The organism is Bacillus horti, assembly GCF_030813115.1.
GTDB classification, from domain to species: domain Bacteria; phylum Bacillota; class Bacilli; order Caldalkalibacillales; family JCM-10596; genus Bacillus_CH; species Bacillus_CH horti.
In genome coordinates, this window is record NZ_JAUSTY010000003.1 from 187,598 (window position 1) to 202,785 (window position 15,188).

At 41.5% G+C, this 15,188-nt stretch carries 12 protein-coding genes; 11 read left to right on the forward strand and 1 reads right to left on the reverse strand.

Translation table 11 applies throughout. The features are described 5' to 3' along the window. Nucleotides 1-185 precede the first annotated feature (185 nt). Nucleotides 186-1,217 carry an ABC transporter substrate-binding protein gene (locus tag J2S11_RS04550; RefSeq protein ID WP_307391536.1) on the reverse strand — a complete coding sequence of 344 codons (1,032 nt, stop codon included), beginning with the start codon at nucleotides 1,215-1,217 and terminating at the stop codon, nucleotides 186-188. A 476-nt stretch (nucleotides 1,218-1,693) separates the two neighbouring features. Between J2S11_RS04550 and J2S11_RS04555 the strand changes: the two genes are divergently transcribed. The 11 genes from J2S11_RS04555 (at nucleotide 1,694) to J2S11_RS04605 (ending at nucleotide 15,096) form a co-directional block, all read left to right on the forward strand. Then, on the forward strand, nucleotides 1,694-6,964 hold the full coding sequence (locus J2S11_RS04555) for an S-layer homology domain-containing protein (RefSeq protein ID WP_307391538.1): 5,271 nt from the start codon (nucleotides 1,694-1,696) through the stop codon (nucleotides 6,962-6,964). Between the two features lie 173 nt (nucleotides 6,965-7,137). Then, nucleotides 7,138-7,635 (forward strand): GNAT family N-acetyltransferase, encoded by a 498-nt coding sequence (locus J2S11_RS04560; RefSeq protein ID WP_307391541.1) that lies wholly within the window; start codon nucleotides 7,138-7,140, stop codon nucleotides 7,633-7,635. 37 nt (nucleotides 7,636-7,672) lie between these two features. After that, entirely contained in the window at nucleotides 7,673-8,182 is a 510-nt protein-coding gene (locus J2S11_RS04565) for a phage tail protein (RefSeq protein ID WP_307391544.1), read from the forward strand. Between the two features lie 112 nt (nucleotides 8,183-8,294). After that, a complete protein-coding gene (locus tag J2S11_RS04570; RefSeq protein ID WP_307391547.1) occupies nucleotides 8,295-8,789 on the forward strand; it encodes a phage tail protein in 495 nt (164 codons plus the stop codon). Nucleotides 8,790-8,836: 47 nt separating this feature from the next. Continuing rightward, the gene (locus J2S11_RS04575) at nucleotides 8,837-9,358 is read left to right on the forward strand and encodes a phage tail protein (RefSeq protein WP_307391551.1); all 522 of its coding nucleotides are present in this window, start codon (nucleotides 8,837-8,839) and stop codon (nucleotides 9,356-9,358) included. Nucleotides 9,359-9,521: 163 nt separating this feature from the next. Beyond that, nucleotides 9,522-11,684: a M28 family peptidase gene (locus J2S11_RS04580; protein WP_307391554.1), complete on the forward strand. Its 2,163-nt coding sequence runs from the start codon at nucleotides 9,522-9,524 to the stop codon at nucleotides 11,682-11,684. Then, on the forward strand, nucleotides 11,675-11,836 hold the full coding sequence (locus J2S11_RS04585) for a hypothetical protein (RefSeq protein ID WP_307391557.1): 162 nt from the start codon (nucleotides 11,675-11,677) through the stop codon (nucleotides 11,834-11,836). The genes J2S11_RS04580 and J2S11_RS04585 overlap by 10 nt, the downstream gene beginning before the upstream one ends. A 290-nt stretch (nucleotides 11,837-12,126) precedes the next feature. Continuing rightward, nucleotides 12,127-12,789, forward strand: a complete 663-nt coding sequence (locus J2S11_RS04590) for a GNAT family N-acetyltransferase (protein WP_307391560.1) — start codon at nucleotides 12,127-12,129, stop codon at nucleotides 12,787-12,789. A 294-nt stretch (nucleotides 12,790-13,083) separates the two neighbouring features. After that, nucleotides 13,084-13,857: an SDR family NAD(P)-dependent oxidoreductase gene (locus J2S11_RS04595; protein WP_307391563.1), complete on the forward strand. Its 774-nt coding sequence runs from the start codon at nucleotides 13,084-13,086 to the stop codon at nucleotides 13,855-13,857. A 76-nt stretch (nucleotides 13,858-13,933) separates the two neighbouring features. Then, nucleotides 13,934-14,413, forward strand: coding sequence for a 2,4'-dihydroxyacetophenone dioxygenase family protein (locus tag J2S11_RS04600; RefSeq protein ID WP_307391566.1), 480 nt, complete (start codon nucleotides 13,934-13,936; stop codon nucleotides 14,411-14,413). 23 nt (nucleotides 14,414-14,436) lie between these two features. Beyond that, entirely contained in the window at nucleotides 14,437-15,096 is a 660-nt protein-coding gene (locus tag J2S11_RS04605) for a bifunctional 4-hydroxy-2-oxoglutarate aldolase/2-dehydro-3-deoxy-phosphogluconate aldolase (RefSeq protein WP_307391569.1), read from the forward strand. Nucleotides 15,097-15,188 lie beyond the last annotated feature (92 nt).

The following is a 15,188-nucleotide window of genomic DNA, read 5'->3' on the forward strand; positions in this document are numbered from 1 at the left end:
ACATCCCTCGCACCTGCTAGACTGATCTGTATTTTTAACAGCTTATCTTTGACGCTTCGTTAGTAAGGTTTATAAAAATTTAAACTAGTACAAGATGACAATTACAAGAACAAAAACACAAGATTTACATGAATGAAACATAAGATTAGGTTTATAAAAATGGGAGCCCCAAGGCTCCCAGCCAACTATTGTTCAACACCGTAGAATTCATATAGATTATCTAGCATTAAATTCGCAGCTAGATATCCACCACCTAGGTTCCAAACGATTTCATCGACACGGTGTACTTCGTTGTTTTTAACCGCCTCAAGGTTCTCCCAAAGTGGATGACTTGTCCACTCTTTATAATTTTCCTGAACACTTTCATGATCATCCATGAAAACGAAGATCGTTTCAGCTTCCATTTCAGGAATACTTTCTTTATCTGATAGCATTAAAGCAAATTCATCGGAGCGTTGGTTTTCAGGACGAGAAAAGCCTAGATCCTTTAATACACTACCAGCAAAGCCAGTGATATAAACACGAGCATGATCTGCTCTAAAGTTTGCTATAGTCACTTCAATTGGAAATTGATCAGACATTTTCGCTTTGAAGTCAGCTACACGCTCATCCCACTCAGCAAAAATCTGCTGGGCTTCATCCTGTTTGTTTAAAGCCTCGCCCATCATTTCGATCGTTTCCCTCCATTCAGAAAGCGATTCTGTCATAATTGTCGGAGCGATTTGGCTCAATTGTCCGTAAATCTCCTCATGTCTTGCAACAGTAGCGACAATTAAATCAGGCTGAAGCTTAGATAATTCCTCAAGGTTAGGCTGCGTTTCTCCTCCAATAAATGTCGTATTGGTGAAGGAATCAGCTAAATAATCATACATCGGTAGCTGAGACCAGGACTCTACTGCTCCAACCGGCTCAATACCAAGTGCTGCCGCCGCATCATTAGCTCCTTGATATAGTGTAACAATCTTCAGGGGCGTCCCTGTAATTGGTGTAGTGCCTAGAGCGTGCTCGATGTCTCTTGTATCAGTAGCTGCTACTTCTTCCTCTTCATTCTCCTCAGTAGTTGCTTCAGACTGCTCTGTTGGAGTGCTCTCGTTTGAAGTCTCAGATGATGCTTCATTATTTCCACCGCAAGCAGCTAGAATGAACAGACAAGCTGCTAGCATAGCAATAAGTATAAATAATTTACTTTTAGTGTGAGTAGCGTTATGTGCTTTCATATTATTTTAATTGACCTCCCAAGGTGATTTTGATAATCATTATCAATCAAAATTATAGCCTATTTTTATAAACCTGGCAATTGTTTTAATTCATTCGAAAGGGAACATGAGGTGTATTAATAAAAAGTAATCATGGTGGTTATATAACTAAAGTTAGATGTATTTATATGTATTTTTTGGTATGATGTTTGTATCTATGTTACTTTTTTGATCATTGAATTTGAGAGGAGGATGATCCTGCCTACTAAATAACGAGCGAGGTTTTAATGGTCCTGTTGAAGGGGAGTACTAATAAGTTTAATAGGGGTAATATTCTGATAATATAATAAATTGAAAGGTAGATATAGAAGTGTCTACTTAACGTAGGTCAGCTAGCTGTGATATCCTCATTTTATTGAGAGGGGGGATGATAATCCGTTAATTGAATATAAAATGAATCGAGAAATAGGAAACGAAAAGAAGGCGGTAGGTTTAAAATGAAGCGATATTTGGCCGGCATGCTTATTTTTCTTTTAACTTTCACTTTGTTTCATCCAGCTTTCGGGGAGAGAGTCGTGACCGCTAGTAGCAGCACGGAAATAATCTCTGTGAACGAAAGTAAGACAGTAGAAGATTACAATGGAAGCTTAGGCTTCCATGAGCCTGATATGTCTGACTTAGGTATAGGTAATATTAATGCTGTAGGTTATGAGTATGATGCTGGAAGCCCCATCGTTACAGAAAGTGTCATTCAATTTGATTTAGGAGCTGTAAATCCTAATAGAACGATTGAAAAAGCCGAGCTCATACTGTGGCAGCAAAGTGCAAGTGCAACTGTAAATAATGCCTATTTAGATATTTATGGCTCCAGTGAAACAGGCTGGAGAGAGGGGACTAGTATGCCTCCCTTAGACACTCTTACTCTAATTGATAATGTTTCTCCTATTAGCGCTCAGGAGAATGTTGAGTTAGTCTCTGATGTTACCAATTATATTAAAAGTAGGGTAGAAAGTGGAGAGCCTAGAACAGCTACATTTGTCTTTAAGGGTGCAACTGGACCTGAACCTGGAGCACAACCCGGTCAAGAAAGAAGAGTCTATTTGTATTCTATGGCTCATTCGAACCCGAGCTACCACCCAAAATTAATGATAACCTATGGGGCGAGCGAACCTCCGACAGGCTCACTAACAATTGAAGGAAATGGCTTTACGAATACAACTGAAGTGAATTTAACCTTGTCAGCAATAGATCCTGAGCAAGGTCAGATTGAGATGAATATTTACAATGAAGGACAAAATTTAGAACATTGGGAGCCATTCCAAGAGACGAAGGAATGGGTCATTTCTAGTGGTGATGGCTCTAAGAAAATTGATGTACAATTCAGAAATGAGAGTGGTTCACTGTCTGAGGTTTACTCCACAACGGTCATCCTAGACACTATTAAACCTACAGGAAATCTACGTATTCCTGCTGAAGTGTCAAGGAATGGAGTCGATTTCACTAATACAGCTTCTGTGAGATTAGAAATTACGGGAAATGATGCATACCTTGATCAAATGTGCCTCTCAAATACCGATGATGCATGTACTAGTAATGGGTGGGTATCCTTTGCTAGTGAAGCTGATTGGACGCTTGATTATCCGGGGGATGGGGCAAAAAACGCCTACGTGTGGCTAAAGGATAAAGCGGGCAATATTAGCGATACCCTAGTTAGCAATACTATTATTTTAGATGGTACAGCTCCCCTTGGAAGCGTAAGTATTAATGGTGAGGACGAGGATTATACAAATAGTGGGCAAGTAACATTAACTCTAACAGCAGATGATGGGGAGGGCATAGGCGAGATAGAAATGCAGTTCTCAAATGATGGTCAATCCTGGAGTGAGTGGGAGGATTTCTCTCCTTCAAAAGCTTGGGACTTGTCTGCTGGAAATGGGCAAAAAACAGTGCACGTAAAACTGCGAGATAGACTAAATAATGAACGAACGATTACTACAAATATTTACTTAGATACAACCCCTCCAACGGGAAGCATAACAATAAATAACGATGAAACACATACAAATAACTCGCAGGTTTCCCTTGCTTTGGAAGCAGATGACAATGACGGCATAGGTCAGATTGAAATGCAGCTTTCAAACGATGAGGATACATGGTCAGAGGATTTATGGGAGGACTTTTTAGAGTCCAAAACATGGAATCTTTCAGATGAGGTGGATGGGGAAAAGACTGTTTACCTTAAGCTCAGAGATGGCTTAGGCAATGAACGAACTGTTAGTAGTAACATTTATTTAGATCGGGTTCCTCCAGTGGTGACGGGTGTAATTGATGGCAGTTATTATAACGAAGATAAAGAAATAACGTATGATGAGGCCGATGTGATCCTGGCAACGTTGAATGGAGATCCATTCGCCAGTGGTGATACGGTCAGTGAAGAAGATAGCTACGAGGTACTAGTCAGGGACCGAGCAGGCAACGAAACGGTAGTAAGCTTTACGATCGATAAAACGGCTCCTTGGGTGGATGGAGTAGAAGATGGCTACTACTACAACGAAGATAAAGAAATAACGTATGATGAGGCCGATGTGATCCTAGCAACGTTGAATGGAGATCCATTCGCCAGTGGTGATACGGTAAGCAAAGAAGGTGACCACGAGCTGGTTGTTAGGGACCGAGCAGGCAACGAAACGGTAGTAAGCTTTACGATCGATAAAACGGCTCCTTGGGTGGTTGGAGTAGAGGATGGCTACTACTACAACGAAGATAAAGAAATAACGTATGATGAGGCCGATGTGATTCTGGCAACGTTGAATGGAGATCCATTCGCCAGTGGTGTTATGGTCAGTGAAGAAGATAGCTACGAGGTACTAGTCAGGGACCGAGCAGGCAACGAAACGGTAGTAAGCTTTACGATCGATAAAACAGCTCCTTGGGTGGATGGAGTAGAGGATGGCTTCTATTACAACGAAGATAAAGTAATAACGTATGATGAGGCCGATGTGATCCTAGCAACGTTGAATGGAGATCCATTCGCCAGTGGTGATACGGTAAGCAAAGAAGGTGACCACGAGCTGGTTGTTAGGGACCGAGCAGGCAACGAAACAGTAGTAAGCTTTACGATCGATAAAACGGCTCCTTGGGTGGATGGAGTAGAGGATGGTTACTACTACAACGAAGATAAAGTAATAACGTATGATGAGGCCGATGTGATCCTGGCAACGTTGAATGGAGATCCATTCGCCAGTGGTGATACGGTCAGTGAAGAAAATAGCTACGAGGTACTAGTCAGGGACCGAGCAGGCAACGAAACAGTAGTAAGCTTTACGATCGATAAAACGGCTCCTTGGGTGGATGGAGTAGAGGATGGTTACTACTACAACGAAGATAAAGTAATAACGTATGATGAGGCCGATGTGATCCTAGCAACGTTGAATGGAGATCCATTCGCCAGTGGTGATACGGTCAGTGAAGAAGATAGCTACGAGGTACTAGTCAGGGACCGCGCTGGCAACGAAACAATTAAAGGATTTACAATTGATAAAACTCCACCAACCGCAGGTCTAGCTATTAATGGTGGGGCAGTCTACACTCCTTCACTTCTAGTATCAATTGATATTCAAGCAGAAGATACTGGTGGTTCTACCAAACTATATGTCAGATTGAGTGAATCTCTAGATTCATGGGATAGCCCTGTCAATGAATGGGTCGAGTATGGAATAGGCTCAGAACCTATTGAGATTGAACGCCCATGGTCCTTTCAGGATAACGGGATCAGTGAAAAGAGTGTCTTTATGCAAATCAAAGATGAAGCAGGGAATCAGAATACGGCGGTTATTTCAGAGAGTATTATCTATCAAACAATTCCTGAGCCTTTATTTAATACCATTTCAGGCTTTGAAGATGAAGCTTTAAGATTACGCAAAGATGATTTTAAATACGAAAACGAGGACCAAAAAGCACCATACTCGCTTAAAATATTGACTCTACCAAGTCACGGAGAGCTTACTCTTGACGGTGAGCCGGTAGGTGTCGAGCAGGTCATACCGTGGGCTGAGTTAGAACAGAAAGAGTTGATGTTCACACCAGAGTTGGACTGGAACGGTATTACGGATCTTGTATGGACCGTTGGAAATGAATATGAATACTTTGGAGGGCATGAAATTCTAAGAATGGACCTTGCTCCTGTAAATGACCCACCTGTAGCAGAGAATTTGAGTTTTAGCATGTTAGCAGGCAGTATCCTTGAAGGGCAACTAAGAGCCACAGATGTAGACAACGAGCCGGATGAATTAAGCTTTGAGCTTGTAGAGCATCCGGAAAAAGGTGAGATTAGGAACTTTGATCAGACAGGTACATTTGAATTCGTATCAAGTCGAGAGGATCACGGAGTAGTGACATTTACGTATCGGGCGTTTGATGGTGAACTATACTCAGAGGAAGCAACGGTAGAAATTCATATATCAAGGTATATTATTGAGCCTCTGCCAGAGCCGCCTCCTTCCATTAATCCACCAGTACCGCCTAAACAAAGAGATGTAGAGGAAATAAGTGTCAGAGCAGAGGGGATTTTAACACAGGCAGTAAGTACCCAATTTTCCACACTAGATGGGAAGAAGGTCCTTAGAATTAGCTTTAATGATAGACTACTCTCTCAAAAAATGGATGTACTTGAGGATACCTTAAGGCTAATTATCACTGGTCAAATAGATACCCTAGAGGCAGAGTTAACAACGGAACATTTTGAGCTTTTGCACAAACACCAACTTGATCTGGAAATTGACACTGAAGAAGCTGTGTATCGACTCCCAATTCAGTTACTTAAACTTAAAGAGTTAAAAAATACGTTTGGACTTCAGGGTAGTGACGTCAGAATACTCCTTAGAGCAGGAAAAGGATCAAATGAGGTTCAAACTACATGGCAGAATTACGCTCAAAAGGAGGGGTATAAAGCCCTTAAACCTATTCTGAATATACAATTATTTCTAGTTCAGAACGAGCAGGAATATGCTATAAACCATCTTACTGGGTTAGTTTCGGGGCTTGTCTCTATTCCTTTCACGGTAGAGGCTGCAACTACGACTGCTGTTCTCCTTTTAGAGGACGGCTCCCTATTACCTCTGCCTACAAAATGGATTAAACAAGCCAATAATAGTAGCCATCTTACTGTTATTAGTGCGTTACTTGGAAATATTGGATTCGTTCAGACATCAACCAAGTCATTTAAAGATATGGTTGGACATTGGGCGCAAGAGGAGGTAGAGCACTTAGCCTCGCTACTCATTCTAAATGGTAGAGATCATGAACACTTCGCTCCAAACGATCCGGTTAATCGAGCTGAGTTTACGGCTATTTCAGCGAGAGGATTAGGGCTATGGACAGACCGTCAAGATGCAAGGTTTACTGATGTGAAAGACAACGTATGGTATGAAGCAGCGTTACAAGCTGTATTAGCCGTCGGGCTGATTCAAGGATATGGTGATCAAACTTTTAAACCACAGCAGGAAATAACCTTAGAGGAAGCAAGTGTTATTATTGCTCGTGCTTTGGAATTCATAGAACGTGATGTTTCATTGTCGGAGCAGGAAGTTGACACAATTCTGCAAGGTTATGCATATCAAGCCGATTTAAAGCCATGGTCTCGTGTGGCAATAGCTTTAGGTATGGAGTTAGGACTACTTGAAGGGGAGCTGTTTACTATGTCTCCTGCTGAACCAATAACAAGAGCCCAACTAGCTGTGATGTTTGATCGATTGCTGCGTCTGTTGTAATAGGAATAGGGTTAAGTAAATCAGATGTCGAACAGTTTATTTAGGTAAGATTCGTTTTGAAGCTGTTCGGCATCTTTTATGAATAAGAACCAGAGGACCAAAAGGGTTCCTATAAACTGTGTAAGTGTAAAAGATAGTATAAGATTCTTTTACCTTTAAGGTATGGAGGTCAGATGAAGGTTCCTAATCATTTAGAAATGTCTACAAGAACCATAAATTCAAGGTTAGAAGAAGAGGATTTTTTTTATTTATTATATTGTAAGTCTAGAGAGCAGGAGCTAGCTTTTTGGAATTGGACGGCACAAGAAAAGCAAGACTTTCTAAAAATGCAATATACCTATCAATGTCAGTCCTATCAGTCCCAATTTCCAAATATAGAAGCTAAAATAATCTATTTGGAAGAGAATCCAATCGGTAAGCTGCTTACCGTTCAAAATCGTAGTGAACTACGATTAGTCGATATTATAATTCTACCAGATTACCAAGGGATGGGTATTGGAACACATTTTCTATTAGAGCTACAAAATGAAGCTGCGACTATACGGCTTCCTCTTTGCTTAAGCGTGCAAACAAACAATATTAAAGCCTTCGAATGGTATCTGAGGCGGAGCTTTCAAATCGTTTCAAAAAATGAATTATACGTGAGCATGCATTGGTCACCAGAAGATTGAATATAACTAGTACTAAATAATTTTAGGGGGAATAGAGATGGATCAATACATAGGAGAAATACGTATGTTTGGGGGGAGTTTTGCACCAAGCGGATGGGCCTTTTGCAACGGACAGCTTTTGCAGATTGCAGAAAATGAATTGCTGTATACATTGTTAGGAACAACCTACGGTGGAAACGGTCAAACGAACTTTGGACTACCGGATTTGAGAGGGAGGGTACCCATTCATCAGGGGTCTGCTACTACGGGGACAAGCTACTCCTTGGGGCAGCTTGGTGGAAGTGAGACGGTTCAATTATCGGTTAATCAGCTACCTTCACACACACACATAGTGAACGCTACATCAGATACAGGTACTGAGGCAAATCCTTCTGGGAATGTGTGGGCTAATAATGTACTTCAGTATTCTAAAAGTGAAGTTAGCGGGACCATGTTTCAAGGAGCTCTTAGTTCTGTGGGAGGAAACCAACCACATAATAATATAATGCCTTTTACTGCCATTCACTTCATTATTGCCTTAGAAGGGATATTTCCGCAACAAGGATAGGAAAGGTATGGAGATAGGCACATTGTCAGATAGAGTATGGCTACAGACTGGAATCTAGATAAGATGATGTAATATTAAAAGCAACAAAAAATAACTAGAGGAGGAATTACTAATGTCAGAACCTTTTTTAGGGGAAATTAGGCTGTTTGCTAATGGTTATGCACCGCAAGGTTGGGCTCAATGTAATGGACAATTACTACAGATTCAACAGAATCAAGCATTATATTCTCTTATAGGAAGGAGTTACGGAGGAGATGGTGTTAATACCTTTGCTCTTCCTAATCTACAGGGGAGAGTTCCTGTGCATAGCGGAGGACCGGTGGGGGCTGTCGGCGGGCAGGAAGCACATACTCTAACAGTAGCTGAAATGCCAAATCACCAACATACGGTAATGGGTACTTCAACTCCTGCAAATAACAGGCAAGCAAATGATTTAGTTTGGGCTTCTAATGAAACAAATAAGCCCTACGGTACAACAATTAATACCCAAATGAGTGCTAGTTCTATAGGAAATGTAGGCCAGGGACAGGCTCATTCTAATATGCAACCTTACGGAGTTTTGAATTTTTGTATTGCTTTGCAAGGCGTTTACCCGAGCAGAAATTAAGAATGAAAGTCTCGTTTTAAAGTGAGAGATAAAAGGAGGAATTTAATATGGATCCATTTATAGGGGAGATTAGAGTTTTTTCAGGTACTTATGCACCATTAGGATGGGCGTTTTGTAATGGGCAACTGATACCTATATCGCAGAATACGACACTCTTTGCCATCCTAGGTACAACATATGGTGGAGATGGAAAAACAACGTTTGCCTTACCTAACTTGCAAGGAAGGGTCCCTCTGCATGCTGGAAATGGTCCTGGGCTGAGTCAGAGAATCCTAGGCCAAATGGGGGGTGAGAACGCAGTTACATTAATTGAAGCAAATCTACCTAATCATCTGCATTCCGTTAATGTTGCTGGATCAGGTACTCAAGCATCTCCAGAGGGAGCGGTCTGGGCCTCAGGTGGACGAGGACAAGCTGAGACTTATACTAGCCCAAACTCTAACCTAGTTCCTATGAGTCCTGCTGCTATTTCTCCAAGCGGAGGAAGTACCCCTCATGAAAATAAACAACCCTTTCTAACCGTAAACTTTATTATCGCTCTAGAAGGTATTTTCCCTCAACGGCCATAACAGAAGTATTATAAGCAGACCTTAGCTTGCAAACCACACATGAAAATAAAAAAAACAGACTCTTACTCTTTGAAAAGAGTCTGTTTTTATGACAATACATTTTAGAAGTGATCCAGAAACTATATAACAGGTAATCGGAATTCGTTAGGAAAGGAATCGTACTATGGCAAACACAGAAACGGTTTTAGAACAAACAAAACAGACAAAGATGAAAGCATGGTTTACTCTCTTTCTACTCTTAGGTTTAATACTACTTTGTATGACAATGGAGCTTCCCCCAACTCCAGTTGCCAATGATGCACCAGAAACGGAGTTCTCAGCAGAGCGAGCTATGCAGCACCTTGAAAGGATTGCTCAAGCTCCTCATCCAACAGGTTCAGTAGAACATGCAAAGGTACGGCAGTATCTAGTTGAGCAGCTAACACAGCTCGGATTAGAGGTCAAGGTGGAACATAGTCAGTATGTGGACCCCTCCAATCACTTTGTAAACAGTGTAGATGTGCATAATGTGATTGGTTCAATCAAAGGAAGCGGGGGAGATAAACAGAAGCAAGTTGTTCTCATGGCACATTACGATTCTGTTCCTACAGGACCTGGAGCTAATGATAACGGAGTTGCCGTTTCTGCCTTGCTTGAAGTAGCAAAAATTCTCCAATCTGAACCACAGCTACAGAATGATATCTTATTCGCCTTCACGGACGCGGAGGAAATAGGATTGATTGGAGCCCAAGAGTTTTGGGACATGCCAGGTCGTATAGACGGAACAGGGATTGTCGTCAACTTAGAAGCTCGAGGCTCAAAGGGAGCCTCCTTGATGTTTCAAACGAGTCCGCAGAATGATTGGTTGATTCGTGAGTTTGCTCAGGTAGCCCCTCGCCCAGTAACCTCGTCTTTATTAAGCAGCTTTTACGAAAAAATGCCTAATGATACGGATTTAACGATCGCTATTGAAGCGGGGATGCCGGGTATTAATTTTGCTTATGGTCAAGGGTGGACAGTCTACCATACAACTAGAGATAGTTTGGAAAATGTCGATCTGCGCACCCTACAGCATCATGGTGAAAATGCTCTTTATCTGGCTCGCCATTTTGGAAATCTAGATCTGACGGGGGAGCAGCCACAGAGCAATCGAGTATTTTTTAGTGTGTTAGGGAAGGTCTTTCATTACTCAGAGAACTTTGTGCTACCATTCACAATCTTTTTGACTATTCTGTACACCCTTGTCTTTGTCTATGGGTGGAGAAAGAAGCTTAGCTCTATCCGAGAGCTTGGTTCAAGCTTTGGTATGCTGCTAGGTGCAAGTGTAATTACTCTTGCTGTGCTTGTTCCACTTTGGTTGCTTGTTGATAGGTTATGGGCGCATAAAATGACAATGCTAGCTGGTGGCTTATACAATAGTATGCTTTACAATATTAGCTTTTTGTTACTGACTATCGGAATTTGCTTGATTGTTTGGCAGCTGATGAAGGTCAGACTAAATCATTGGGCCGTTCTTTTAAGTACGTCGTTTGTTTGGCTATTGATATTAATCGGCTTTACAGTATTTTTAAAGGGTGCCACGTATCTATTCGCCTGGCCTTTATTCATCTCATTAATCGTTACAGGAATTGCTATGCTTAGGCCGCAGAAAGAGCGGAGCATTAGGAGTTTTATATCCATTACTCTGTTCGTCATTCCTCCTGTCCTGCTATTCACAACTATCTTACAATTGTTCTATGGTTTTTTACCTGTGGGGATCAATGTATTCGTTAATGTGCTAGTTGTGTTCGTATTAGCCATGCTGTATGTCCCCCTTAAAGAAGTTATAGTAGCCTTCAAATGGATGAGCCTTATACCAGTTGGTATTGCTCTTGTTCTGTTAGGAACGACTTGGGCACTAGGAACTCCAAGTGAAAGCAGACAAGTAAATAGCAATTTGTTTTATGTGTTAGATAGCGACACAGAGGAGGCCAAATGGACAACTATACTTCATCCAAACGAGTGGACTTCAGAATATGTCAGTGAGGAGAATCCCTCAGTATTTGAAAAAGTTCTACCTGGAGCAGGAGATGCCCCTCTTTGGGTAGGAGATGCTCCTGTTGTTTCAATGCCCCATACAGAGGTAGAAGTGTTGGAGAAAGGGGAAGCGAATGGGGAGCAGAGCCTCCATTTGAGGATTAAAACAGATGAGAACACGAGTATGCTCTACCTGATTCTCCCTGAGACAAACGCTTCTTCAATCCAGTTAGCCGAGCAAACTATTCCTTTGGAAATAGGAGAAGATTTATATCTGAAACAAACAGGAATCCCCGATGGTGGGTTAGATGTGACGATCAATTGCCTGTAAATCAGGAGCTGGAAATCCTTTTGGTGGAGGTTCAAAATCCTGAAGGAAGTGAGCTAAATAACGTCTGGCAGGAGCGACCTCAAGAGTTTATTCCTGGTGGCAGCTTTGATGGGATGATGCTCCTGCGCAGCACCCAGATTTTTAAGGATTGAAAATCCTTAAAAATTGTATATAATGAGGTTCATGATTGTTTACGAAACCTGCTTGCTTAGAGGGTTAGGAGTGTCTAGCCACTGAATATGCGTGTTTCAGCCGTACGGATGACCGTCATGGTTTCCAAGTGTCGTTATTTTTGTCATGCTCGGACGATTAGAGATCAGGACTACATGGTCACTCCTGTACAGCTGGAGCTTTGCCAACTGTAGATGATATACGGGCCAAAACGAAAATAATAGAATAGAGCAAACAAAAGCAAACAATGAAAGTAGAGGAGGAAATGTGAATGTATAAGAAGCAGCTTTATCTTCCAAGTGGGGAAGGAAATCGGAAAGTGACGATTAGGACATACCAGCAGCAGGATATTGCTGAATTGATTGGCATTCAACAAGAAAGCTTTCCTCCTCCTTTTCCTTCAGAATTGTGGTGGAATGAGGAACAGTTAACAAACCATGTGAATCTTTTTCCCCAGGGAGCGTTATGTATAGAAGTAGAAGGAACGTTAGCAGGTTCTGTGACATCATTGTTGACTCATTTTGACCCTGAGAACCCTAAGCATACGTGGGAAGAGGTTACTGATAATGGGTATATTCGAAACCATGATCCTAAAGGAAATGCCTTATACGTCGTAGATATCTGTATTCGACCATCCTACCGCAAGCTTGATCTTGGAAAGTGGCTACTGCAATCCTTATATGAAGTAGTTGTTCATTTTCATCTTGATCGTTTGCTTGGGGGAGGGCGTATGCCAGGCTACCATAAATATGCTCATCAGCTTACAGCTGAACAGTACATGGATCAGGTTGTAAAAGGGAAAATAAAGGACCCTGTGCTTTCCTTTCTACTGCGAAGTGGTCGCACACCGTTAGCTTTAGTAGACAATTATCTAGAGGATGAAGAATCTCATCATTATGCTGTACTGATGGAGTGGAAGAACCCTTTTGTGTAAAGGAATTCCTCTTACAATAAATCAACGGTTGCTTCTCAATTACCGCATTAATAGTGCATGGGTTCACTCGCATCCCTAAATAAAGGGGTGTTTTTTGTTTCAAAAATGTTAGTGAAATAGCAGGCACGTAAACATTTTCGTATATTCTCAATGACAAATATCACAAATAAAAAAAGAATAACAAAATTAATTTCGACATATTATTGACATTTCTTTTTCTTATATGTAATATATCAGATATTAGATTAATTATTATTAATAGAATATTTAGAGCGATAGAGGAGGAGGGATGATATGGATCAGAGAGTTCCTGTGGCTATTGTTACAGGAGGTGCTTCAGGGTTAGGTCGCTCGGTCGTTGAAAGGCTGATCAGTCAACAGATCCATGTAGCCATAGTCGATGTAAGTAAGGAAGCAGGACAAATTGCAGAAGAATTAGACAGTAAGAGTGATAAAGAGGTTAGATTTTTTCAAGCGGATGTTTCTGATAAAGAACAAGCTCTTGGAGTGGTTAAGAGGATTTACGAACACTTCGAGAGAGTGGATTATCTGGTGAACGCAGCAGGGATTATTACAAGAGCACCAGCAGCGGAGGTCGCTGCCACTGATTTAAAGAGAGTCATTGATATCAACCTAATTGGAAGCGCATTCATGTGTCAGGCTGTGTATCCATACATGAAAGAAGTAAGTGGAGGGAGTATTGTCAACTTTGGCTCTATGCTCGCTCACTATGGTAGCAAAAACCTATTAACTTACGCTGCTTCTAAAGGGGGAGTCCTTCAAGTTACACAGTGCTTAGCTGTAGAATGGGCAGGGGAGTATATCAGAGTTAATTCTGTAAGCCCTGGGTATATAGAAACTCCTTTGTCATCAGGAGCTACGAAAGATCCTGTCTTTAAGGAACGCATTTTATCGCGTACTCCTCAGCGGAGATTTGGTAAACCAGAAGAAGTTGCGGCTGTTGTCTACTTCCTATTGTCTGATGAAGCTAGCTTTGTTACAGGGGTTGATATTCCTATTGATGGAGGCCTTCTAGCAGGAGACCCAGCCCTATTCCCACCAGCATAATGAAATGTAGGGAACTTATTTGAAGCATACTAGCAGTTTAAAAAATATCTAAGAAATGAAATTGGAGGAATAAGAGATGTCAAAAACACTAAACGAATTTACAGAACTATTTGGTCTACCAGATCAAGCGATTGATTTAGAAGAAATTCCTTGGGTCCCACAAGGAGATCGTGTTTGGTTTAAGCCTGTAAGATTTAATCTAGCAACAGGTCAATGGATTAATCTTCTTAAAGTTAAGCCAGGTGGAGCGGTGAATCGACATCGTCACACAGGTGGACAGGTGATGGCCTATACGATGCAAGGTCAATGGCGTTATCTTGAAAGAACTTGGGTAGCGAAGCCAGGGACGTTTGTGTATGAGCCGCCTGGAGATATCCACACTTTAGTAGTAGACGGAGAAGAAGAGATGATCACTTTGTTTATACTAGAGGGGAGTATCCACTATTTAGATGATCAGGATCAAATCATTGAGCAGGATGATGTGTTTAGTAAAATGAAAAGGTATATGGAATATTGTGAGAAGCATAATATTGAGGTCAAGGACTTGAAGTTTTAAACGAAGGCTATAAGGAGAGCAAGATGAGGGATAAGGAGGTCAGTGAAATGAATGGAGCTTTACGCATCATTGAGCAAAATAAGATCATAGCTATTATCCGTTCTGTTCCTTTTCCCGTCTTAGAAAAGACTGTACAAGCTCTACATGCCGGGGGAATAAGGGTTATTGAAGTCACGATGAATTCAGAGGATGCGTTATCAAGTATTTCCTTTATCAAAGCCCACTTCCCCGACATGGTGATTGGAGCGGGAACTGTATTAGATCAAGAGTCTGCAAGCTTAGCGATTCGGGCAGGGGCCAGCTTCCTTTTGGCTCCTAACCTGTCTGAGTCCGTTATACAAACGGCTAACAGATATCAAATTCCTGTGATTCCAGGCGTATTTACACCAACGGAAATCATCAAAGCGTCTGAGCTTGGGGCACAGGTTGTGAAGGTGTTTCCTGTAAGTGGTGTTGGGCCGGCATACATTAAAGATTTGCAGGGACCAATAGGATATATCAAGATGATACCGGTTGGAGGAGTAACATTAGAGAACGCTGCCCAATTTATGGAGGCTGGTGCATTTGCTCTAGGGATTGGCAGCGCGTTAACAGATCAGCAGCTTCTAGCTACCAACCGCTTTAGTGAGCTTAAAGACAGAGCAGCAGAATTTGTACGAATTGCTGAATCCTTCAACAAATAATAGGAAATGAAGGAAATTAAAGCTTTGCCGCACTAAGAAATATCTGGTCGTTTCGAAACAATTGAAAGCGGTTACCAGAATTTGAATAGGGG

Coding starts and splice junctions, on each gene's coding strand:
- J2S11_RS04605 (WP_307391569.1), top strand. CDS start 14,437: ATGAGGGATAAGGAGGTCAGTGAAATGAATGGAGCTTTACGCATCATT.
- J2S11_RS04555 (WP_307391538.1), top strand. CDS start 1,694: ATGAAGCGATATTTGGCCGGCATGCTTATTTTTCTTTTAACTTTCACT.
- J2S11_RS04575 (WP_307391551.1), top strand. CDS start 8,837: ATGGATCCATTTATAGGGGAGATTAGAGTTTTTTCAGGTACTTATGCA.
- J2S11_RS04560 (WP_307391541.1), top strand. CDS start 7,138: ATGAAGGTTCCTAATCATTTAGAAATGTCTACAAGAACCATAAATTCA.
- J2S11_RS04590 (WP_307391560.1), top strand. CDS start 12,127: ATGTATAAGAAGCAGCTTTATCTTCCAAGTGGGGAAGGAAATCGGAAA.
- J2S11_RS04600 (WP_307391566.1), top strand. CDS start 13,934: ATGTCAAAAACACTAAACGAATTTACAGAACTATTTGGTCTACCAGAT.
- J2S11_RS04580 (WP_307391554.1), top strand. CDS start 9,522: ATGGCAAACACAGAAACGGTTTTAGAACAAACAAAACAGACAAAGATG.
- J2S11_RS04565 (WP_307391544.1), top strand. CDS start 7,673: ATGGATCAATACATAGGAGAAATACGTATGTTTGGGGGGAGTTTTGCA.
- J2S11_RS04570 (WP_307391547.1), top strand. CDS start 8,295: ATGTCAGAACCTTTTTTAGGGGAAATTAGGCTGTTTGCTAATGGTTAT.
- J2S11_RS04550 (WP_307391536.1), bottom strand. CDS start 1,217: ATGAAAGCACATAACGCTACTCACACTAAAAGTAAATTATTTATACTT.
- J2S11_RS04595 (WP_307391563.1), top strand. CDS start 13,084: ATGGATCAGAGAGTTCCTGTGGCTATTGTTACAGGAGGTGCTTCAGGG.